Consider the following 20,596-nt stretch of genomic DNA (forward strand, 5'->3'; position numbering starts at 1 on the left):
CGCCCACGCCGGCCCGCGATCAACGAACACGCCCTCAAGACCCTGAATTCCAGACACAAAGGACACACACCCATGTACGACGCATCAATGACCCTGACCGACTTCGATCCCGAACTGGCCCAAGCCATCCGACGCGAAGAATGTCGCCAGGAAGACCACATCGAGCTCATCGCCTCCGAGAACTACGCCAGCCCGCAGGTGATGGCCATCCAGAACTCCGTCTTCGCCAACAAATATGCCGAGGGCTACCCGGGCAAGCGCTACTACAGCGGCTGTGAGAATGTGGATGTGGCCGAGCGCCTGGCCATCGAACGTCTCAAGACGCTGTTCGACTGCAACTACGCCAACGTCCAGCCCCATGCCGGCGCGCAGGCCAACGCCGCCGTGTTCCTGGCGCTGACTCGCCCCGGCGACACCGTGATGGGCATGAACCTGGCCCAGGGCGGTCACCTGACCCACGGCAATCCATCCAATTTCTCCGGGCGCCACTACCACATCGTTCCTTATGGGCTCGATGCCGAGACAGGGCTCATCGACTACGACGAGATGGAGCGCATCGCGCTGGAGACCCGTCCGAAGATGCTGATCGGCGGCTTCTCCGCCTATTCGCGGCACAAGGACTGGGCGCGGATGCGCACCATCGCCGACAAGGTGGGCGCCGTGTTCTGGGTGGACATGGCCCACGTTGCAGGTCTGGTCGCGGCGGGCGAATACCCCGATCCGCTGCCCCACGCCCACGTGGTGACGAGCACCACCCACAAGACCCTGCGCGGCCCGCGCGGCGGCATCATCCTTGCCAAAGGGCAGGATGATGCGTTTTACAAGAAGCTCGATTCAGCGGTGTTTCCTGGTATCCAGGGCGGCCCTCTGATGCACGTGATCGCCGCCAAAGCCGTGGCCTTCAAGGAAGCGCTGCGCCCCGAGTTCAAAACCTACCAGCGCCAGGTCGTGACCAACGCCCGCGCGATGGCCGTCGTGCTCCAGCAGCGCGGCTACAAGATCGTTTCCGGCGGCACCGACAACCACTTGATGCTGATAGACCTCTCCGCCAGACCGTATTCCGGCAAGGACGCAGACGCCGCGCTGGCCGAAGCCTGGATCACGACCAACAAGAACTCAGTGCCCAACGACCGGCGCTCGCCCTTCGTCACCTCGGGGCTGCGTATCGGCACGCCCGCCGTAACCACACGCGGGTTCGGTGTGGCCGAATGCCAACACGTGGCGGGCTGGCTGTGCGATGTGCTGGACGCGCTGGAACATGGCGACGGCGCATTGCCCAAGGTGCTTCACTCAGTGAGGGAGCAGGTGCTGGCGCTGTGTCGCCGCCATCCTGTGTACCCATAGTGCTCATAGGAATAGTCAAGGAGCGCGAATTAGTTAGGGGCCGCCCGTGCCCGTGGGCAACCATGGCCGCCGCGACAAGCGCTGCAGCCCAGCCTGCGTATGTCTTTCACGACGGACTGAAGCTAACCATCATTACACTCGATTTCCCGTAGCCAGGGCGCTGCCGCCAGCCGCTCCGACAGGAAATCGATGAAGGCCTGAACCCGGGCAGGGCGGCTGCGGCCCGGTGGGGTGACGATGTGCAGCGCGATCGAATCGACTTTCCAGTCGCACATGACCGTTTCCAGTTGCCCCGACTGCAATTCATTCCACACCAGGAATTCAGGCTGAAGTGCCAGCCCGAGGCCCGCCTTGAGGGCGGGCATCATGGCTTCGGCGTTGTTGGCGCATAAGGGGGCCTGCATGGCCTGGGTGAATTCGCCTTGTTCGTCGTGGCGAAAGCGCCAGCATCCGCCAGTGCGTGAGTTCGAGTACATCAGCCCGCGGTGCTGCGCGAGATCGCGCGGGTGATCCGGTTTGCCGTAGCGCTTGAAATAGGCGGGGGCACCGACCAGAAGGATCTTTACCGCGTAGAGGCGGCGGGCCAGCAGGCTCGAATCTGCCAGCGTCGATATGCGCAGCCCGAGGTCGAAGCGGTTGGCGACCAGATCGACGATCTCGTCGGTGAAGTGGAAATCCAGACTGACGTCGGGAAGCCGCGCCATGAAATCCGGAAGGAGGGGCGCCAGGTAGGAGATCCCGAAGGACATCGGCACCGTGATGCGGATCGGCCCGCGCAGATTGACCGATTGCTCCGTGACTTCGGCTTCGATCGCCTGTCCCTCCGACAGGATGCGTGTTGCCCGTTCCAGCGCGGCATCGCCGCTTTCCGTCAGGGACAGGCGCCGGGAGTTCCGATGGAAGAGGACCGTTCCCATGCGCTTTTCCAGGCGGAGTATGGCTTTGGATACCGTGGCCTGGGAAAGATCGAACTCGGCGGCGGTGCGGGCGAAGGACCCCGTTTCCGCGACCTTGGCGAAGAGCGCCCAAGCCTCGAGATCCGGTAATTTTTTCATGCGACCTTACTCCTCCGTTGGGCGTACGAGGCGTTGCATGACATCAAAAATGGAATGGATGCCATGCCGTTCATCTCATTCTAAATGGGTTAGGCCTTGTCTATAGTGCCTGCATCAAGGCAGCGCTTCGTCTGCCCCAGTTTCCCAACCCCGTTCGTTGTACGAAATCAGAGGAGCCCCAAGATGACCATCGTCGCCACCCCCACGCCCAGCCCGCTGCTGCTGACCCCGACCGACCATACGCTGATCCTCATCGACTACCAGTCGCAGATGGCCTTTGCCACGCACTCCATCGACATCCCCTCGCTGCGCAACAACGCCGGTCTGGTAGCCAGTGCGGCGGCCGGCTTTGGCGTGTCGACCATCCTGACGACCGTCGCCGAGAAGAGCTTTTCCGGGCCGATGTTCGAGGAGGTGACCGCGCCGTTCCCGGGCCAGGCCCTGCTGGATCGCACCTCGATGAACACCTGGGAAGACGCCGCCGTGATCGCCCAGGTCAACAAGATCGGCAAGGGGCGCATCGTCTTCGGCGGCTTGTGGACCAGCGTCTGTATCGTCGGCCCGACCTTGTCGGCACTCTCGCAAGGCTTCGAGGTCTATGTGATCACCGACGTCTGCGGAGACGTCTCCACCGAAGCGCACGAACGTGCGGTACAACGCATGGTGCAAGCCGGTGCCCGCCCGATGACTGCGTTGCAATACCTGCTCGAACTCCAGCGCGACTGGGCCCGCACGGACACCTACGAGCTGACCACCGGCATCGCCAAAAAGCTCGGTGGCGGCTATGGCCTGGGGATCACCTACGCCAAGACGATGTTCGGCGCCCACGAGGGCTGAAAGAGCTTACGCCAATGAAACCCTATCTGATTTCATTGGCGGTCGGTGTGCTGGTGGGCGTGATCTACAGCCTGTTGAACGTGCGCTCACCAGCGCCGCCGGTCGTCGCCATCGTCGGGCTGCTCGGGATGCTCATCGGAGAGCAACTCGTGCCGGTCGGCAAACAGCTGTTGAGCGGTTCGGCCTTCACGGCCGCTTGCGACAGATCGCAAGCCACGGACCATGTGTTCGGCCAGTTACCAGGCCGCCAGGCCATGCAGCAGACCAAGGCGCCCGAGGAGAAGCGATCATGACAGCACCCACGACGGCCGACGTCATCCTGCGCAACGGCCGGTTCACCACGCTGGACACCAGCAAGCCCACCGCCAGTGCCGTAGCCATCAAGGACGGCAAGTTCCTGGCGGTGGGCGACGACGCGGAAATCCTGCCCTTTGCGGAGTCGGGGACGCGCGTCATCGACCTCAAGGGGCGCAGCGTGCTGCCCGGCTTGGTCGACAACCATACCCACGTCGTCCGCGGTGGCCTCAACTACAACATGGAGCTGCGCTGGGATGGCGTGCGCTCGCTGGCCGACGCCATGGACATGCTGCGGCGGCAGGTGGCGATCACGCCCGCGCCGCAGTGGGTGCGGGTGGTGGGCGGCTTTACCGAGCACCAGTTCATCGAGAAACGGCTGCCCAGCATCGACGAGATCAACGCCATCGCGCCCGATACGCCGGTCTTCCTGCTGCACCTCTACGATCGTGCGCTGCTCAACGGGGCGGCGCTGCGTGCCGTCGGCTACACCAGGGACACGCCGGAGCCCCCTGGCGGCGAGATCACCCGCGACGCCAGCGGCAACCCGACGGGCCTGCTCCTCGCCAAGCCCAACGCCGCGATTCTTTACGCCACCCTGGCCAAGGGCCCCAAGCTCCCCTTCGACTACCAGCTCAACTCGACGCGGCATTTCATGCGCGAGCTCAACCGCCTGGGCGTCACCGGGGTCATCGATGCCGGCGGCGGCTTCCAGAACTACCCGGACGACTATGCGGTGATCCAGAAGCTGGCCGACGACGGGCAGATGACGGTTCGGCTGGCCTACAACCTGTTCACCCAGAAGCCCAAGCAGGAGAAGGAGGATTTCCTCAACTGGACGGCCAGCGTCAAGTACAAGCAGGGCAACGACTACTTCCGCCACAACGGCGCCGGCGAAATGCTGGTGTTTTCAGCAGCGGATTTCGAAGACTTCCGCCAGCCCCGGCCGGACATGCCGCAGGAAATGGAAGGGGAGCTGGAGGAGGTGGTGCGCATCCTCGCCCACAACCGCTGGCCCTGGCGCTTGCACGCCACCTACGACGAAACGATCTCCCGCGCCCTCGACGTGTTCGAGAAAGTGGATCGGGACATTCCCCTCAAGGGCCTCAACTGGTTCTTCGACCACGCCGAAACCATCTCAGACGAATCCATCGACCGTATCGCCGCGCTGGGCGGAGGCATCGCCGTGCAGCACCGTATGGCCTACCAGGGCGAGTATTTCGTCGAACGCTACGGCCCCGCCGCGGCCGAAGCCACGCCCCCCATCGCCCGCATGCTGGCCAAGGGCGTGAACGTCTCGGCCGGCACCGACGCCACCCGCGTCGCTTCCTACAACCCGTGGGTGTCCCTGGCCTGGATGATCACCGGCAAGACCGTCGGCGGCCTGCAGATCTATCCGCGCCGCAACTGCCTGGACCGCGAGACGGCCCTGCGCATGTGGACCGAGAAGGTCGCCTGGTTCTCCAACGAGGAGGGCCGGCGCGGCCGCATCGCGGTAGGCCAGTTTGCCGACCTGATCGTGCCGGACAAGGATTTCTTCAGCTGCGCCGAGGATGAAATCTCCTTCCTCACCTCCGAGCTCACCATGGTGGGCGGCCGCGTCGTCTATGGCGCGGGCGACTTCGCCCCGGAGGACGACAACCCGGTGCCTCCGGCCATGCCCGAGTGGTCGCCGGTGCGTAGCTTCAAGGGCTACGCAGCCTGGGGCGAGCCGGATGGGGCAGGGCGGCATTCGCTGCATCGCCAGGCCATCGCCGCCTGCGGATGCAGCAGCGCCTGCGGCCTGCATGGCCACGCGCACGCCAAGGCCTGGGGATCGAAGGTGCCAGTGGCCGACCTGAAAGGCTTCTTCGGCGCCCTGGGCTGTTCCTGCTGGGCGGTGTAAATCTATGAGGGAAAGACAGGCTCCATGACAGCACAGACCACCACAGCCCCGGCCGGCAGCTTTGCGCCGCTCCGGCAACAACTCTTCGCCGTGCTGTGGGTGGCCACGGTGATCGGCAACACCGGCAGCTTCATCCGTGATGTTGCCAGCGCGTGGCTGATGACCGACCTGTCGGTGTCGCCGGCCGCCGTGGCCATGGTCCAGGCCGCGGCAACCTTGCCCGTCTTCCTGCTCGCCATCCCCGCCGGCGTGCTGTCGGACATTCTCGACCGGCGCAAATTCCTCATCGGCATCCAGGGGCTGCTCGCCACGGTCAGCATCTGCCTGATGCTGCTGTCCGCCTTCGGCCAGCAAACCGTGGCTTCGCTGATCGGGCTCACCTTTCTGGGCGGCATCGGCGCGGCGTTGATGGGCCCCACCTGGCAAGCCATCGTCCCCGAGCTGGTCGACAAGAAAGACCTCAAGAGCGCCGTTGCCCTCAACTCCCTCGGCATCAACATCGCGCGGGCCGTCGGCCCCGCGCTGGGCGGCTTGATCCTCGCCAACCTGGGCGCCGCGGTCACCTACGGGGCCGATGTCATCAGCTACGTCTTCGTGATTGCTGCACTGCTGTGGTGGCGGCGCCCGGAAAAAGCCGACGATGTCCTGTCCGAGCGCTTCCCGGGGGCATTTCGCGCCGGTCTGCGCTACGCCCGCGCCCATCGGGAGCTGCATGTGGTGCTGATCCGCGCCTTCGTCTTCTTCCTGCTCGCGAGTTCGGTGTGGGCGCTCCTGCCCCTGGTGGCGAAGAAGCTGCTCGGCGGTGGCGCCGGCTTCTATGGCGTCCTGCTCGGCTCTGTCGGCCTAGGCGCCATCGGCGGCGCCATGCTCATGCCGAAACTGCGCGCACGCCTCAGCACGGACGGCATCGTGCTGATGTCAGCCATCGTCACCGCCGCGGTGATGGTCTTCCTGTCGTTTGCGCCCGCGCAGTGGGCAGCGCTGCTTGCGCTGCTCGCCCTCGGCGCCGCGTGGATCGCCGCACTCACCACCCTCAGCAGCATCGCCCAGGCCATCCTGCCCAACTGGGTGCGGGGCCGCTCGCTGGCTGTCTATCTCACCGTCTTCAACGGCGCAATGACCGCCGGCAGCCTCGCCTGGGGCGGCATCGCCACGCTGATCGGCGTACCCATGACCCTGATCGCCGGCGCAGGCGGCCTGGCGATTGTCGGCGTCGCGTTCCACCGACTCAAACTCCCCAATGGCGAGGCGGATCTGGTGCCCTCGAACCACTGGCCCGAACCGCTCACCGCCGCACCCGTGGAGTACGACCGCGGCCCCGTGCTGATCCTCATCGAATACAGGATCGACGCAACCGACCGTCAGGCCTTCCTGGATGCACTCATTGGCCTGTCCGCCGACCGCCGCCGCGACGGCGCCTACGACTGGGGCATCACCGAAGACGCCGCCGATCCCAGCCTGATCCTCGAATGGTTCATGGTCGAATCCTGGGCGGAACACCTGCGGCAACACCGCCGGGTATCCAAGGCCGCGGCAGACCTGCAGGAAGGAGTGCTGCGCTTCCACCGGGGAGAGCAGGCGCCGGTGGTGCGGCACTTTCTGTCAGTCAACTGAGCCGCCGACTGCCGGCGCAATGTCTCCATAACCGTTCCGTCCGCAAGCCGGATGTAACAGGCTTGGCAGCCTGAACATCCGGCTCACTCCTAAAGGGGCTAGCGAAGCGGAAGTGCCGCAACCCGCTGCCTCTCCGCCAGCGCCGTCATCAACTCCCGCGTCTCGCCGGCCAGCATGTAGCAGGCCCACATGTAGTGCTCCTGATGCTCATGGCAGAGGTGGCGGAACGCGTCGCCAGCGTAGTGGAGTGGGGCTCGACCAAGGTCATCGAAGAACTCTAACGAATAGTCGCATTCGACCAGGCGCTGCATCCCTTGGATGTCCCCTCTGCGGCAGCACGGTGCAGGCGCTCGACAAAAACAGACTGCTGGGTTTGTCGGGCCACCCGTTCGAGTTTCGAAGTGTCTTATTTGGAATATTTAACCTGATATGGGTATTTGCTATGAACTAATCGGCATAATGTGCAATGTGTCTGGGTGTATGTTCTATACAACGAGCGTTTCATCCCGGCAGTGACAAAATGAAAGTCAGCCACAGCAAGGAGATAACTGTGATTCAGGCGCCGACAACCCTGCTTGATCTAGTACGAAACATCAAGGCGGCCGTCGACCAAGACGCCCTTCCGGAAATGAATACGGCTTCAGACGAGCAGCTGAAGGAGTGGTTCGGTGGCAGCAAGATATCACGGGATCCTCCCGATCCTTCGATACCGTGGAAGACCATTTATGTTTTAGATTTCTTTGACGCTACGGAAAAAGCCGTAGCTGATGCAAGTTTTTATATTCGTATTAACCCAATCGGGCGTGGCCAATTTATGGCCGACCTAGTGTGTCGGCAGTCTTACGAGCAACTATCTTTCGACAACGTCGTGGCCGCCCTTGGAGAACGGTGGGAGAGCCATCCCTATTTTCCGCCACCGAGCGGCAGGATATTTAAGACCCCGACCCATCTCCAGGGGAATAGCCGAATCAGGTATACGCACGAGGATGTGCTGCTGCGGCAGGAAATAATCCTAGAGTTCAGCGAGGACGGAAGTTTGTACTTGTTGTCTGTTCGTGGAGAGGGCCGTTATCACGGTTAATGCAGAACCCAGAGAACGATCCGGCCACCCCCTTTCCCAGCCGTATCCCTCGGACCCCAGGTACAGCACCGATGCACGGCGAAGTCGATCCTCAGCCGGTCACAGCAAGGAGATAACTGTGATTCAAGCGCCGACAACCCTGCTTGATCTAGTACGAAACATCAAGGCTGCCGTCGACCAAGACGCCCTTCTGGAAATGCATACGGCTTCAGACGAGCAGCTGAAAGCATGGTTCGGTGGCAGCAAGATCTCACGGTATCCTCCAGACCCTTCGATACCGTGGAGGACCATTGATGTTTTAGATTTCTTTGACGTTGCGGAACAAGCTGTAGCCGAGGTAAGCATCTTTATTCGCATCAATCCAACCGGGCGCGGCCAATTCATGGCCGACCTAAATTGTCAGCAGTCGTACGAGCAACTATCTTTCGACAACGTCGTGGACGCCCTTGGAGACGGATGGGAGAACCATCCCTACTTTCCACCACCAAGCGGCAAGATATTTAAGACCCCGACCCATCCCCGGGGGAATAGCCGAATCAGGTATATGCATGAGGATGCGCTGCTGCGTCAGGAAGTAATCGTCGAATTCAGCGAGGACGGAACTTTGCTGAGCTTGTTTGTTAACGGGGAGGGCCGTTAATCTGACTGTGCCACTGAAGTGATGGATCAATTTCCCGCCTTTTTCCGTGCTGCGCTTCCATCGGGGAGAGCAGGCGCCGGTGGTGCGGCGTTTTCTGGCCATCAACTGAGCCGCAGCCTGCCGGCGCAATGTATCCATAACCGTTCCGTCCGCAAACCGGATGTAGCAGGCTTGGCAGCCTGAACATCCGGCTCACTCCTGAAGGGGCTAGCGGAGCGGAAGTGCCGCAACCCGCTGCCTCTCCACCCGCGCCGTCATCAACTCCCGCGTCTCGCCGGTCAGCATGTAGCAGGCCCACATGTAGTGCTCCTGATGCTCATGGCAGAGGTGGCGGAACGCGTCGCCGGCGTTGCCGTGGGTGGCCGACAACATCGCATGCAACTGCGCAAGGCGGATCGGTAAGGACCATCGCGCTCGCGCTGTCGGTCAACTCGTAAAGCGTGTCGGACGGCGAGGGAAACTGCATCGGCGTGTTCATCGCGCAGCCCTCCATGCGGAGTGGCAAGCGCAGCGCGACGTGGGTGAAGGGCAAGGGAGTGAAGCAGACGCGCGCGGAAACGCGCACGCCAAGGCTTGAACGGCCATGATGGATGCTCCTGGATTGGATGGACTGTTCCACCCTCCGCTTCCAAACGGGGGGCGGGCCAAAGCAGGGTTGGAAGACCGGAATCCAGGGAACCGGCAGGCCGAAGCCTCCCCGCCCGGCCCGCCATTGATCGTGAAATCAGGGCGTACCAAGGGCGTGACGAATAAAAACGGCCGCAATGCGGCCGGATATCCGCCTGGATTGGTCGGGCTTCCAAACCCGGTCGCCACTGTTTAGGCGACGGTGGGAGTATGGGCGGGGGAGGTTGGTGGGGTCAAGGGGGAAGCACGCGGCGCACAGAGGTGACGTGCGCGAATAGCTCTGGGGATTTGGGGTGTTTGAGTCCGCGGTTTATCGAGTTAAGCGACGCCCAAGGATGATAGTTTCTGAAGGAATCGAGCAAACTCACGTAGTGTCTCCAGGTCGGCAGGAGATATTCCGTCTGGATCAAAGTGCATCACGTCGTTTCTAATGTCCCGAACCTTACCAAGTTGAGTGCAAAAGACTGTCCGATCGAGAGGAAGACCGGCTTTAGTCCAGTTTTCGGGGTTCTCGAGCAATCTAATGTACTCACCAAAAGTCAGGTCCGACACGTGCTCAATACTTCGCGTAGTATCCTGCGGGTCTTTGGTGGCAGCTAGATCGTCAAGTGTGAAGCTGTTTGCAATGAACTCACGGATCTGATTCTCGATCTCGCTGAGGAGCAGAAAAGGTTCCGACAGTTGAAGAAACTGAAGGCTCAGGTCACTCGCTGTGACTATGCCGGTAATCGTATTGGTTGAGCCTCGAACCAAGACATAGTCATTCGCGACTATGAGGGGAATGACTTGAAAAATCGATGAGTCATATCTAACTTCGTGATGGAGCTCCATCATATCGCGCGCTCGTTCAGCAGGCTGTCCCATGCCGAGTCTTGCGCCGATGGATTGCCAACTTACAACTCCCTTTACCTCTCGCGGGGAAGTCATAACGGGTAACTGGGAGAATCCGCGTGCAAGCATGATTGTCAGTGCCTCACGGATAGGCGAGTCGGGACTTACGTAGACAGGAACATTGTTCGCTGCTGCTAGTTTGCTTATGCGGTGCGTGGGGTCGATACGTTCTGTCGCAAGAGTCAGAATGCCTGTTGCGTTAGCATTAGAGGTCGCGGAACCTGACAACTCTCCTTCGATGATTTCTTCCGCTGCAGGTGGCGGCGTATCCACCTTAATTTGAATAGGCCCATCGATATAGGTGGACTCAAAATCCGGTTCGCTGGTCAGTCTCTCCTCCTTTAAGACGGACCGAATCTCCTCAACGACCCACATGCCTCGTCGTTTCACTCCGAACCATGAGAGAAACTCTCTTACAGTAACTGTTTCAACGGATTCGCCGGCGCTTAGACGCTTTGCTATTGAGCTCAGTCTGTGTTTTGCTTCGAGTGTATTCATGTGGCAGATGAAATGATTTGGTGATGCCTAAAATTCTAGGTGAGCGGTTACCATCGGCGACCTGGATTTGACTTTTTAGTTATCGAAGTCGAATAAGTCTTTCGTTCTAGCTATAGCGTCAAATGGGATGTGAGGCCATAGCTGTAATGCACTTTGAAGTTTTTCACCAAAAATGGATATGTGATATGTCACTTGTGCCCTGCTTTTCTGATGAGGTTGTCGTCATCACGCTTAATGTTCTCTGTGCACCACCCGCGCCATATGAAGTGTGAGTGTCAACCCGATCAGCATCGTCTCTCTGGAGAGTTCTTTTAGTCAAATTTGACCCCGAACCCTAGGACTGTTTTCTGGCTCGGCCCTTCACCTGTCACCGGTTCAGAGCCGTGCTGCCATGATAAGCTAAGTGACGGAACCCAACCTTTCTTGGCCTTTGGATCAACTAAGTCGTACTTAAATCCAGCACTCTCAAAATGCAATGTCCGCTTGTCAGCACCACTTGGCACACTTGCATCGCCGTAGTACTGGTACTGGCCAGTTAAAGATAACCGGTCAGCGATAGCCCCAAGCTTTAGCTCTAGCTTTGCGCCAGCGTATTGCCCCGTATAGGTCCCATCATGAGGCGTTGAGGGTTGAGCATGCGAGGCTGTGGAATAGAGGCCGATGTAAGGCACCAATGTCCATGAATTCGAACCAGAAACGTCCGGAGTATTTACCCAAGGCAGATAGATCACATCAAAGTGTAGGTTTGCGAAAGCACCTTGTGTGCTCCCCTTAATTTCATCTTTATAACCTAAGCGCAATGTTGGCAGCGCTGATATACCATTTGGGCTTGGTGTGCCAATCTGACCTGTAATGCCGATCAATATCTGTCGAAGATCTTTCGGTGTTTTTGCAGCGGTGTCTCTATCCCAAGATACGCCTATGAATGGTTCCCATCCATCAAAAAAACCATCAGGTTGGTTAATGGCGCGAACGACCCCGATAACCGCAATTTTTGCCGTCGAGGAATCTTTCCCATCGGTACGCCCAAGTTGAAATAGAGCGGGTTTTGATCCTGCATCTGCGGCACCTACGGGGCTGATCGTGCCAGAATCACGAATCTTTACCTTAACTAGGGGGCGCTCTTCTGGCTTAGGAGGTTGTTTAGGCTGATAATTGTGACTCCTATCGTAGCACGCTAAACGAGTATCTGATTTATCTAGATTCAAGCACTCTTCCGCATCCGTTATCGTTTGGGCTATCGTCAAAGTCGGGAAACAATAGGCCATAACAGTCAAATTAAACAATCTATTTCGATTCATGTTGGCTCTCCATTTGGAACGGCAATGCTTGTGCAAGCACACATCAACTTGATGAAGTCACCAATGCTCGCCGACTCGTTTAGGTCGTTTGCACCGACTGCCTGCCATGCAGTGCCAAATTTTTCCCGCATAAAAGAGTTTGTCGGTTTCATCATGGCCCTGCGAACGTAGGCATTGATGCCTACAGATGCTAGTGTCGTACTCGCTGAGTATTTTGGTTTGCTAGCGGGGATTCCATATCCAGCTTTGATATCGTGATCGTAGCTGTATGTGCTCAATAGATTAATGGTCGCTATCTTTACATCGTTGTACGAAGGCATGTCATTACTCCATTGCTAGAAAAATCACCCCGCCCTAAAGTAGGCAGGTATCCATCCATCTCCGCTCGGGCGCGCCACGGAAACTCAACAAGTTACAAGCAGTCGATTCGGCAGAAGTCGATTTAATCAGCGCTTCCATAGTGTGTTGCATCGACCGGTTGAATCTATAGCCGAGAACGGTCAGTCAGGCTTGCCTAAACGCCATAGCATTTCTTGAAGAGTCCCACCCAACATGGGTAGATTCTATGAATTACGTCACTAGGCCAGCATCCCTCAAACACAAAATTTCTGACACTCCCATCCCTATCGGCGCAACGAAGACCTCCACCCCCCCAAAGTTCTTCTCACACCGGTGCACGAAGACCTTCAGCGCGTGCACGAAGAACTTCAGCGGCCGATACATCAACTTCGCGGCGTGCACGAAGACCTCACAGCCGTGCACGCTCAACGTGCACGCGCCAATGTTCAACGTGCACGGCTGCAAGGTCTTCGTGCACGGCTGTTATCTCAACGTGCACGCGTGCACGTTGATCTCGCACGCGTGCAAGGTCTTCTTTGGATGTGAAAAGGCCTTGATCAGGCTGGCCTGATCAAGGCCTTGGGGATTGCATGAAGCACTTGCGGGGTGGGGAGGTCTTCGTGCACCGTCCGTCGCAAGGGTTCGCCGCGGCCGGGGTGTCCGTGCCGGGGCGAGCGGTGTTGCCGAGGGTTTACTTGTGCAGTTCCTCGTGGGTGCGGGCGTCCACGTAGGCCTTGAGGGCCCAGACGGCTTCCTGGGTGAAGACGGCGCTGTAGCCGGGCATGGTGTAGCGGCCTTCGCTGTTCTTCTTGCCGGACAGGGTGACTTCCTTGAAGTAGGCGTCGGTGTCCTTCAGGCAGGCTTCCTGTTGTTCCTTGGAGTCCATGTCCAGACAGTCCGCGTCGAGCTTGAGCAGGTCGGGGGCGACGCCGCCGGTGATGACATTGAGGCCGTGGCAGCCGGCGCAGTTGTGCATATAGCCTTCGGCGCCAACGGCCACCGCCTGCTTGTCACCCCGGTACGGGTTGGCGTCGGCCCAGGTGGTGCCGAGCTGCTTGAGCGACGAGGTATCGATGGGGTGGGGCGTGACGTCGCCGTGGGCCATGGCGAGCGGGCTCATCGAGACGAGAACGCTCGCGGCCAGCAGGCCGAACGCGCCTTTCAACTTCAACATGCAGGACTCCTCTATTTATGATCAGTTTTCAAGCTGCAGCGTGCGGAAACAGCTGTCGGCTTGAGGGGAGGTCTCAACCCACGTGTTTCCTGCGGGACACTGATCACTATTTTGCCAGAGAGTTCAGTGGTGGCTTTGTGCTCCCAGGCAGCGCCCGATGTCAGGCCGGGGACGACAGCTTGAGGCCGACGATGCCGGCAACGACGAGGCCGAGGCTCAGGATGCGCGGGAGGGAAGCCGGTTCGCCCAGCAAGGCCATGCCGACAATGGCGGTGCCGACGGCGCCGATGCCGACCCATACCGCGTAGGCGGTGCCGACGGGGAGATCCCGCATCGCCCAGCCGAGCAGACCGAGGCTCATGAGAAAGGCCAGCGCAGTGCCGACCGACGGCCACAGGCGGGTGAAGCCTTCGGTGTACTTGAGGCCGATGGCCCATATCACTTCAAGCAGGCCGGCAACGAAGAGTGCGATCCAGTTCATCAGAGTTTCCCCAGGGAATGGGGCCGTCCCCGATGAAGTGCGAGAAGCAAGGTCGTCCCTGCTTCCGCCCACCGCCTGCACGGCGATGGGGAATAGAGTATATCCTTGATACCCATTTAGGGCACTGCGCTTACGCACGGCATATATGGCAATCAACATCCTGTTGGCCGACAGTGGACATTTGTACCGGGATATCCTCGAGAACGCCCTGGCCGACGAGAGTGTTCGGATCGTGCTGGTCAGGAGCATTGCCGAGGCCATGGACGCGGCCGCGAAAGAGTATTTCCACTGCTACGTGGTGGCGTGGCAGCTGGCCGACGGGGAAGGCACCGAGCTGTCGCGCAAGCTGCGCGATCCGCATGTGGCGCCTTACGAGCCCATCGTGATCCTCACCGCCAGCCCGTCATCGGGGCTGGCCGAAGCTGCGAGTCAAGCTGGTGCCACCGAGCTGTTCAGAAAACAGGACGTGGAGGAGTTGGTCACCTTCCTGCGTCGTTTCCTGAAAGTGCATGGCCAGATGCCGTGTCGTGCGCTTTATGTCGAGGATGCGCACGACCAGCAACTGCATCTGTGCGCCCAGATGCGGGAATGGGGGATGGAGATCGACGCCTTCGATTCCGCCGACGACGCTTGGAACGCCATCCGCCAGGAGAACTACGACATCCTGATCTGCGACATCGTGCTCGGCGGGCACATGACGGGATCGCGCTTCATCAACCGCATCAGGCGGCAACCGGCACCGCTGGGAAACATCCTGATCCTGGCGACAACGGCATTCGACAATGCAGCCCGGCGGATCGAACTGTTCCATCTCGGTATCGATGATTACGTGGCCAAGCCGATTCTTCCGCTGGAACTGAAGGCGCGGATTCAGAACCTGCTGGTGCGCAAGCGATCCGAGGCGACCTTGCTGTTGGCCAAGCAGCGGGCGGAGGAGGCCAGCCGGGCCAAGAGCAGTTTCCTGGCGAACATGTCCCATGAGCTGCGCACGCCGATGAGCGCCATCATGGGCATGACCCGACTGGCCCAGCGCAATACCGCCGATCCGACGCTGAAGGAGCAGCTCGGGAAGGTGGATGTGGCCTCCCGCCACCTGTTGAGCGTCATCAACGACATCCTGGACATCTCCAAGATCGAGGCCGGCTGCCTCACGCTTGAAAACGCCGGCTTCCGCCTGGGGGAGGCCGTCGAGAACGTGGCGAGCCTGATCGGCCAGAAGGCGGCGGAGAAGGGGCTCCAGCTCAACATCGACTTCGCTGCCGGCCTGCCGAATCTCGCTGTGATCGGCGATCCGATGCGCCTGGAGCAGATCCTCCTCAACCTGGCCGGTAATGCGGTCAAGTTTACCGCCGAGGGCTCCGTCACCCTGCGCTGTCAGGTCGTCGCGGACGATCCCGACAGCCTTCTCCTGCGCTGGGATGTCATCGACACCGGGATCGGCATCGCGGCGGAGAACCAGGAGAAGCTGTTTACCGCTTTTGAACAGGCGGACACGTCGATCACCCGCCGGTACGGGGGGACGGGCCTTGGGCTGGCGATCAGCAAGCGGCTCGTGCACATGATGGGTGGGGAGATTGGCGTCGAGAGTGAGGTGGGCAGGGGCTGCGATTTCTGGTTTACGGTGAGCTTGAAGAAAAGCGGCACTGACGCACTGGGGGTGCCGGCCCTCGCCGCGCTGCCCCCTGCCGAGCAACGGGTGCTCGATGTGCATGGCGGTGCAAAGGTGTTGGTTGTGGAAGACGAGCCAGTCAATCAGGAGGTGTCGCGGAGCCTCCTCGAAGACGCCGGACTGGACGTCGATCTGGCGGAGGATGGCCACGTGGCGGTGGCCATGGCCAGGCAGCAGCGTTACGCGCTGATCATGATGGACATGCAGATGCCCAACCTCAACGGCCTCGATGCCACCCTGGCGATTCGGGCCGACTCGCTCAACGTCGACACACCCATTCTGGCCATGACGGCGAATGCCTTTGAGGAGGACCGGCAAAGCTGTTTCGATGTGGGCATGAACGACTTCGTCGCCAAGCCCGTGGTCCCCGAAGCCCTCTATGAGACGATCCTGCGCTGGCTGTCCCGCCCGCAGGCTAACGCCTGAGTCCAAAAAAATCCCCGATCCACTGACGCGGACCGGGGTAACGAGGGAGGGAAAAAGGGACTACGGCGTCAGTTCGGGTCCGTGCGCTGGTTGCCGTAGCGGACCTTCATCGCCAGGATGCTCAGCGCCAGCGCGAAGGTCGGCGTGTTGGCGAGGATCAGCGGCCAGGAGTTCTCTAGGATGCCGTAGATCAGCCACAGGCCGATGCCGGTGGTGAAGGCGAGGTACATGCCGAAGGAGACGTCATCCACCGAGCGGGTACGCCAGGTGTGCAGCACCTGGGGCACGAAGGCGACGGTGGTGAGGACGGCGGCGATGTAGCCGATGAAATCCTTGTAGTCATATAAGTTCATGACTCACCCCGAGTTGCGCAGGCCGGCGGCGATGCCGTTGATGGACAGCCGGATGGCGCGGCGGATGCGTTCGTCGCCATTTCCCTCGCCCTGGCGGTAGCGCCGCAGGAGTTCCACCTGCACGTGGTTGAGCGGGTCCAGGTAGGGGAAGCGGTTGCGCAGCGCGTCCTTGAGCTGCGGGCTGGCGTCGAGAAGCTCGGCCTGGCCAGTGATACGCAGCACGGCGTCCACGGTGGCCGCGTGTTCGGCCTGGATGCGCGGGAAGATCGCGGCGGCGAGGGCCGCATCTTCCACCAGCCCGGCGTAGCGGCCGGCGATGGCGATGTCGCTCTTGGCGAGGACCATCTCCATGTTGCCGAGCAGGCTGGCGAAGAAGGGCCAGTCCCGCTGCATGGCTTGCAGGCGCGTGAGGCCGGCGTCGCCGTGGGCAGCGAGGTAGGCGCTCACCGCGCTGCCGAAGCCGAACCAGCCGGGCAGCATCAGGCGGCACTGGGCCCAGCTGAACACCCACGGGATGGCGCGCAGGTCTTCGATGGCGGTGGAGGGTTTGCGCGACGCCGGGCGGCTGCCGATGTTGAGGTCGGCGATCTCGGCCAGCACGGTGGATTCGCGGAAGTAGCGCTCGAAGCCGTCGGTCTCGTACACCAGCGCCCGGTAGGCGGCGAAGGCGGCGGTGGAGAGTTCGTCCATCGCTTCGACGAAGTCGGCGCGCGGGGCGTCGCCACCGCCGCCGGGCAGGCTCGCTTCCAAGGTGGCGGCGACCAGCACCTCCAGGTTGGCGAGGCCGGCTTCCGGGCGGCCGTACTTGGCGGCGATCACCTCGCCCTGTTCGGTGAGGCGGATCTGCCCCTGCACGGCGCCCTTGGGCTGCGCCAGGATGGCCTGGTAGCTGGGGCCGCCGCCACGCCCGACGGAGCCGCCGCGGCCGTGGAACAGGCGCAGACGCACGTTGCGGCGGGCGAACATGGAAACCAGCTCGGTCTCGGCCTTGAAAAGCTCCCAGCCGGAGGTGAGGAAGCCGCCGTCCTTGTTGCTGTCGGAGTAGCCGAGCATCACCTCCTGGGTGTCGTTGCGCGACGCCAGCAGGCGCCGGTAGGGATGCAGGGACAGCAGGCGGTCCATCACCGGGCCGCTGTGCTGCAGGTCGGCGATGGTCTCGAACAGCGGGATGATGTTCACGTCGAGCCGCCCGTCCTCCGGGTGCAGCAGGCCACATTCCTTCAGCAGCAGGGCCACTTCCAGCAGGTCCGACACGCCGTCGGTCTTGGAGATGATGCAGTTGGGCACCGCCGCCGGGCCGTAGCGCAGGTGGGCGTGGCGGGCGGCGCGGAAGATCGCCAGCTCGCCTTCCGTTTCGGCGGAGAAGGTCCGGTAGGGCGAGGCCAGCGGGCGCGGCGAGGCGATCTCGGCGAGCAGCAGCTCGATGCGGGCGCCTTCGCGCAGGCGCAGGTAGCCTGTGCCCGGATGGGCGGCTTCCAGCAGCTCGGCGACGACGCGTTCGTGCACGTCCGAGTTCTGGCGCAGGTCGATGGGCGCGAGGTGGAAGCCGAACACATCCACCGCCCGGCGCAAGCGCCGCAGGCGGCCCCGGGCCAGCGGTGCGCAGCCGTGGGCGCAGAGGGAGTCGCGGACGGTGCGCAGGTCGGCGGCCAGCGCGGCGGGGCTGGCGTAGGGCGTGGCTTCTCCATCGACCGGCTGGTCGCGCAGATGCGCTTCGGTGGCGGCGAGGCGCGCCAGGATGCCGGACAGCGCGCGCCGGTAGGGCTCGTCCATGCGGTGGGGCGAGCGGTCCGGTGACGCGGCGGCGAGGGCCAGCAGTGCGTCGGACGCGCCAGCCAGCAGCTCGGCGACGGACAGCTGCGAGGCGAGGGTGGAGACTTCCTCCCGATACCAGGCGAACAGGCGGTGGGCCTGGGTGGCGAGGGCTTCTTCGAGCACCTCGGCGGTGACGAAGGGGTTGCCGTCCCGGTCGCCGCCGATCCAGCTGCCCACTTTCAGGAAGCTGGGCAGCTCGGGCGTGTCCGCGTCATCGTCCTTGCCTTCCGCGCGGGCCAGGCGGTCTTCCAGGCGGGCGTAGACGCGCGGCAGTTCCGTCAGGAAGGTGGCGTCGAAGTAGGACAGGCCGTTGCTGACCTCGTCCATCACCGACAGCTTGCTGAAGCGCAGCATGCGCGTCTGCCACAGGGTCAGCACGGCGCGGCGCAGGGCGTCTGCGTTGGCCTCCTGCTCGTCCGGCGTGAGCTGCATGCGGTCCCGCTCGTCGAGCAGGCGGGCGATGGCCTGCTGGCAGTTGAGGATGCTCTTGCGCTGCACTTCGGTCGGGTGGGCGGTGAGCACCGGCGAGATCTCGGCGCTGTGGAACACCTCACGCAGCGCCTCGGTGCCGAGGCCCGAGTCGAAGGCGCGCTGGAGTGCGACGTCCAGGCTGCCCGGCGCGGGCGCCTCGCCGGCCAGCTGGGCGGCCCGGCGGCGGCGCAGCTGGTCCTGGTCCTCGGCGATGTTCACCAGTTGCGAGAAGTAGCTGAAGGCGCGCACCACCTGGGTGGTCTGCTCGGGGCTGAGGCCGTCCAGCGTGGCCGCCAGCTCCTGGCGCAGGGCCTCGTCGTCCAGCCGGTGAAAACCCGTGGACAGGCGGCGGATGCGTTCGATGAGTTCGAAGGCGGCCTCGCCGTGCTGGGCGCGCACGGTGTCGCCGAGGAGCTGGCCGAGCTGGCGGATGTCGCGGCGCAGGCGACCCTCCGCCGCCTTGAGGGGATCGATGGCGTTCATGGCGGGCCCGTCTCAGTGGTCGGCGAGGGGGAAGGCGTCGCGGCCGGGGTAGCGGGCGGCGGCGCCGAGCTGCTGTTCGATGCGCAGCAGTTGGTTGTACTTCTCCACGCGGTCGGAGCGGCTCATGGAGCCGGTCTTGATCTGCCCGGTGGACAGGCCCACGGCCAGGTCGGCGATGGTGGTGTCGCCGGTCTCGCCGGAGCGGTGGGAGGCGATGGAGGTGTAGCCGTGGCGGCGGGCCAGGTCGATGGCGGCGATGGTCTCGGTGAGGGTGCCGATCTGGTTCACCTTGATCAGGATCGAGTTGGCGATGCCCTTGCGGATGCCTTCGCGCAGGATGTTGGTGTTGGTGACGAAGAGGTCGTCGCCCACCAGCTGCACCTTGTCGCCGAGGGCGCGGGTGAGGCTGGCCCAGCCGTCCCAGTCGTCCTCGGCCATGCCGTCCTCGATGGTGATGATCGGATACTTGGCGCACCAGCCGGCGAGCATGTCCACCAGCTCGTCCGAGCTCAGGCTGCGGCCTTCGCCGGCCAGCTGGTAGCGGCCGTCCCGGTGGAACTCGGAAGCGGCGCAGTCGAGGCCCAGGTGGATGTCCTTGCCGGCGACGAAGCCGGCCTTGTCGATGGCTTCGAGGATCAGCTCCAGCGCCGCCTCGTTGCTGGCCACCGACGGGGCGAAGCCCCCTTCGTCGCCGACGGCGGTGCTCATGCCGCGCTCGCCGATCACCCGCTTGAGGCTGTGGAAGACCTCGGCGCCGTAGCGCACCGCTTCCGAGAACGTCGGTGCGCCGGTGGGGACGATCATGAACTCCTGCAGGTCCAGGCTGTTGTTGGCGTGGGCGCCGCCGTTGATGACGTTGATCATCGGCACCGGCAGCAGCATGGGGCCGGCCCCACCCAGGTAGCGGTACAGCGGCAGGCCGGTGGCGGCCGCCGCTGCGTGGGCGGTGGCCATCGACGCGGCGAGCAGCGCGTTGGCACCCAGGCGCGACTTGTTGTCGGTGCCGTCGAGGGCGATCAGGGTCTGGTCGATGCGTACCTGTTCGCTGGCCGGCAGGCCCACCAGCGCGCGGCGGATCTCGCCGTCCAGGTGGGCGACGGCCTGGCGGGTGCCCTTGCCGCCGTAGCGGGCCGGGTCCTTGTCGCGCAGCTCGATGGCCTCGCGGCTGCCGGTGGAGGCGCCGGAGGGCACCGCCGCGCGGCCGACCGCGCCGCAGTCGAGGATCACGTCGCATTCGACGGTGGGGTTGCCGCGGGAGTCGATGATTTCGCGGCCGATGAGGTCGATGATCTTGCTCACGGTGATGGGCTCCTGCGGC

At 62.4% G+C, this 20,596-nt stretch carries 19 protein-coding genes; 8 read left to right on the plus strand and 11 right to left on the minus strand.

The window, feature by feature from the left end; translation table 11 throughout:
* Positions 1-72: 72 nt before the first annotated feature.
* Complete coding sequence (gene glyA, locus AC1PQG_RS10765; RefSeq protein ID WP_481122563.1) at positions 73-1,344, plus strand: serine hydroxymethyltransferase; 1,272 nt, start codon at positions 73-75, stop codon at positions 1,342-1,344.
* A 122-nt stretch (positions 1,345-1,466) separates the two neighbouring features.
* Here glyA and AC1PQG_RS10770 read toward each other — a convergent pair whose 3' ends face one another.
* Positions 1,467-2,399 (minus strand): LysR family transcriptional regulator, encoded by a 933-nt coding sequence (locus AC1PQG_RS10770; RefSeq protein ID WP_481122564.1) that lies wholly within the window; start codon positions 2,397-2,399, stop codon positions 1,467-1,469.
* A gap of 183 nt (positions 2,400-2,582) precedes the next feature.
* On the opposite strand from AC1PQG_RS10770, the gene AC1PQG_RS10775 reads away from it, so the two are divergent.
* Genes AC1PQG_RS10775 through AC1PQG_RS10790 form a run of 4 tightly spaced genes read left to right on the plus strand, consistent with a single transcriptional unit; the run spans position 2,583 to position 7,029 of the window.
* The gene (locus AC1PQG_RS10775) at positions 2,583-3,236 is read left to right on the plus strand and encodes a hydrolase (RefSeq protein WP_481122565.1); all 654 of its coding nucleotides are present in this window, start codon (positions 2,583-2,585) and stop codon (positions 3,234-3,236) included.
* Between the two features lie 14 nt (positions 3,237-3,250).
* Positions 3,251-3,529: a XapX domain-containing protein gene (locus AC1PQG_RS10780; RefSeq protein WP_481114300.1), complete on the plus strand. Its 279-nt coding sequence runs from the start codon at positions 3,251-3,253 to the stop codon at positions 3,527-3,529.
* Positions 3,526-5,415, plus strand: a complete 1,890-nt coding sequence (locus AC1PQG_RS10785) for an amidohydrolase (protein ID WP_481122566.1) — start codon at positions 3,526-3,528, stop codon at positions 5,413-5,415. The genes AC1PQG_RS10780 and AC1PQG_RS10785 overlap by 4 nt, the downstream gene beginning before the upstream one ends.
* A 24-nt stretch (positions 5,416-5,439) precedes the next feature.
* On the plus strand, positions 5,440-7,029 hold the full coding sequence (locus AC1PQG_RS10790) for an MFS transporter (RefSeq protein ID WP_481122567.1): 1,590 nt from the start codon (positions 5,440-5,442) through the stop codon (positions 7,027-7,029).
* A 98-nt stretch (positions 7,030-7,127) separates the two neighbouring features.
* On the opposite strand, the gene AC1PQG_RS10795 is transcribed toward AC1PQG_RS10790, so the two are convergent.
* The gene (locus tag AC1PQG_RS10795; RefSeq protein WP_481122568.1) at positions 7,128-7,340 is read right to left on the minus strand and encodes a hypothetical protein; all 213 of its coding nucleotides are present in this window, start codon (positions 7,338-7,340) and stop codon (positions 7,128-7,130) included.
* A gap of 209 nt (positions 7,341-7,549) precedes the next feature.
* Between AC1PQG_RS10795 and AC1PQG_RS10800 the strand changes: the two genes are divergently transcribed.
* Positions 7,550-8,110 (plus strand): hypothetical protein, encoded by a 561-nt coding sequence (locus tag AC1PQG_RS10800; protein WP_481122569.1) that lies wholly within the window; start codon positions 7,550-7,552, stop codon positions 8,108-8,110.
* 118 nt (positions 8,111-8,228) lie between these two features.
* A complete protein-coding gene (locus AC1PQG_RS10805) occupies positions 8,229-8,750 on the plus strand; it encodes a hypothetical protein (RefSeq protein WP_481122570.1) in 522 nt (173 codons plus the stop codon).
* Between the two features lie 207 nt (positions 8,751-8,957).
* On the opposite strand, the gene AC1PQG_RS10810 is transcribed toward AC1PQG_RS10805, so the two are convergent.
* The 6 genes from AC1PQG_RS10810 to sugE all read right to left on the minus strand — a co-directional run bounded on the left by AC1PQG_RS10810 (position 8,958) and on the right by sugE (position 14,061).
* Positions 8,958-9,122 (minus strand): hypothetical protein, encoded by a 165-nt coding sequence (locus AC1PQG_RS10810; RefSeq protein ID WP_481122571.1) that lies wholly within the window; start codon positions 9,120-9,122, stop codon positions 8,958-8,960.
* 573 nt (positions 9,123-9,695) lie between these two features.
* Positions 9,696-10,766, minus strand: a complete 1,071-nt coding sequence (locus tag AC1PQG_RS10815) for a CBS domain-containing protein (protein ID WP_481122572.1) — start codon at positions 10,764-10,766, stop codon at positions 9,696-9,698.
* A gap of 311 nt (positions 10,767-11,077) precedes the next feature.
* On the minus strand, positions 11,078-12,067 hold the full coding sequence (locus AC1PQG_RS10820; protein ID WP_481122573.1) for a hypothetical protein: 990 nt from the start codon (positions 12,065-12,067) through the stop codon (positions 11,078-11,080).
* The gene (locus AC1PQG_RS10825; RefSeq protein WP_481122574.1) at positions 12,064-12,387 is read right to left on the minus strand and encodes a hypothetical protein; all 324 of its coding nucleotides are present in this window, start codon (positions 12,385-12,387) and stop codon (positions 12,064-12,066) included. The genes AC1PQG_RS10820 and AC1PQG_RS10825 overlap by 4 nt, the downstream gene beginning before the upstream one ends.
* A 710-nt stretch (positions 12,388-13,097) precedes the next feature.
* Positions 13,098-13,580, minus strand: a complete 483-nt coding sequence (gene pedF, locus AC1PQG_RS10830; protein ID WP_481122575.1) for a cytochrome c-550 PedF — start codon at positions 13,578-13,580, stop codon at positions 13,098-13,100.
* Positions 13,581-13,740: 160 nt separating this feature from the next.
* Positions 13,741-14,061 carry a quaternary ammonium compound efflux SMR transporter SugE gene (gene sugE / locus AC1PQG_RS10835; protein ID WP_481114280.1) on the minus strand — a complete coding sequence of 107 codons (321 nt, stop codon included), beginning with the start codon at positions 14,059-14,061 and terminating at the stop codon, positions 13,741-13,743.
* A gap of 145 nt (positions 14,062-14,206) precedes the next feature.
* On the opposite strand from sugE, the gene AC1PQG_RS10840 reads away from it, so the two are divergent.
* Positions 14,207-16,156: a response regulator gene (locus AC1PQG_RS10840; protein WP_481122576.1), complete on the plus strand. Its 1,950-nt coding sequence runs from the start codon at positions 14,207-14,209 to the stop codon at positions 16,154-16,156.
* Between the two features lie 68 nt (positions 16,157-16,224).
* On the opposite strand, the gene AC1PQG_RS10845 is transcribed toward AC1PQG_RS10840, so the two are convergent.
* Genes AC1PQG_RS10845 through eno form a run of 3 tightly spaced genes read right to left on the minus strand, consistent with a single transcriptional unit; the run spans position 16,225 to position 20,577 of the window.
* Positions 16,225-16,509: a SemiSWEET transporter gene (locus AC1PQG_RS10845; RefSeq protein ID WP_481122577.1), complete on the minus strand. Its 285-nt coding sequence runs from the start codon at positions 16,507-16,509 to the stop codon at positions 16,225-16,227.
* A 3-nt stretch (positions 16,510-16,512) separates the two neighbouring features.
* On the minus strand, positions 16,513-19,278 hold the full coding sequence (ppc, locus tag AC1PQG_RS10850; RefSeq protein WP_481122578.1) for a phosphoenolpyruvate carboxylase: 2,766 nt from the start codon (positions 19,276-19,278) through the stop codon (positions 16,513-16,515).
* Between the two features lie 12 nt (positions 19,279-19,290).
* The gene (gene eno / locus AC1PQG_RS10855) at positions 19,291-20,577 is read right to left on the minus strand and encodes a phosphopyruvate hydratase (protein ID WP_481122579.1); all 1,287 of its coding nucleotides are present in this window, start codon (positions 20,575-20,577) and stop codon (positions 19,291-19,293) included.
* Between the last annotated feature and the right edge of the window lie 19 nt (positions 20,578-20,596).

It is taken from the genome of Zoogloea sp. GDB6 (genome assembly GCF_056724105.1).

Coding starts and splice junctions, on each gene's coding strand:
- AC1PQG_RS10795 (WP_481122568.1), bottom strand. CDS start 7,340: ATGCAGCGCCTGGTCGAATGCGACTATTCGTTAGAGTTCTTCGATGAC.
- AC1PQG_RS10775 (WP_481122565.1), top strand. CDS start 2,583: ATGACCATCGTCGCCACCCCCACGCCCAGCCCGCTGCTGCTGACCCCG.
- glyA (WP_481122563.1), top strand. CDS start 73: ATGTACGACGCATCAATGACCCTGACCGACTTCGATCCCGAACTGGCC.
- AC1PQG_RS10845 (WP_481122577.1), bottom strand. CDS start 16,509: ATGAACTTATATGACTACAAGGATTTCATCGGCTACATCGCCGCCGTC.
- AC1PQG_RS10840 (WP_481122576.1), top strand. CDS start 14,207: ATGGCAATCAACATCCTGTTGGCCGACAGTGGACATTTGTACCGGGAT.
- AC1PQG_RS10825 (WP_481122574.1), bottom strand. CDS start 12,387: ATGCCTTCGTACAACGATGTAAAGATAGCGACCATTAATCTATTGAGC.
- AC1PQG_RS10815 (WP_481122572.1), bottom strand. CDS start 10,766: ATGAATACACTCGAAGCAAAACACAGACTGAGCTCAATAGCAAAGCGT.
- sugE (WP_481114280.1), bottom strand. CDS start 14,061: ATGAACTGGATCGCACTCTTCGTTGCCGGCCTGCTTGAAGTGATATGG.
- ppc (WP_481122578.1), bottom strand. CDS start 19,278: ATGAACGCCATCGATCCCCTCAAGGCGGCGGAGGGTCGCCTGCGCCGC.
- AC1PQG_RS10785 (WP_481122566.1), top strand. CDS start 3,526: ATGACAGCACCCACGACGGCCGACGTCATCCTGCGCAACGGCCGGTTC.
- AC1PQG_RS10780 (WP_481114300.1), top strand. CDS start 3,251: ATGAAACCCTATCTGATTTCATTGGCGGTCGGTGTGCTGGTGGGCGTG.
- AC1PQG_RS10820 (WP_481122573.1), bottom strand. CDS start 12,067: ATGAATCGAAATAGATTGTTTAATTTGACTGTTATGGCCTATTGTTTC.
- AC1PQG_RS10770 (WP_481122564.1), bottom strand. CDS start 2,399: ATGAAAAAATTACCGGATCTCGAGGCTTGGGCGCTCTTCGCCAAGGTC.
- AC1PQG_RS10810 (WP_481122571.1), bottom strand. CDS start 9,122: ATGTTGTCGGCCACCCACGGCAACGCCGGCGACGCGTTCCGCCACCTC.
- AC1PQG_RS10790 (WP_481122567.1), top strand. CDS start 5,440: ATGACAGCACAGACCACCACAGCCCCGGCCGGCAGCTTTGCGCCGCTC.
- AC1PQG_RS10800 (WP_481122569.1), top strand. CDS start 7,550: ATGAAAGTCAGCCACAGCAAGGAGATAACTGTGATTCAGGCGCCGACA.
- pedF (WP_481122575.1), bottom strand. CDS start 13,580: ATGTTGAAGTTGAAAGGCGCGTTCGGCCTGCTGGCCGCGAGCGTTCTC.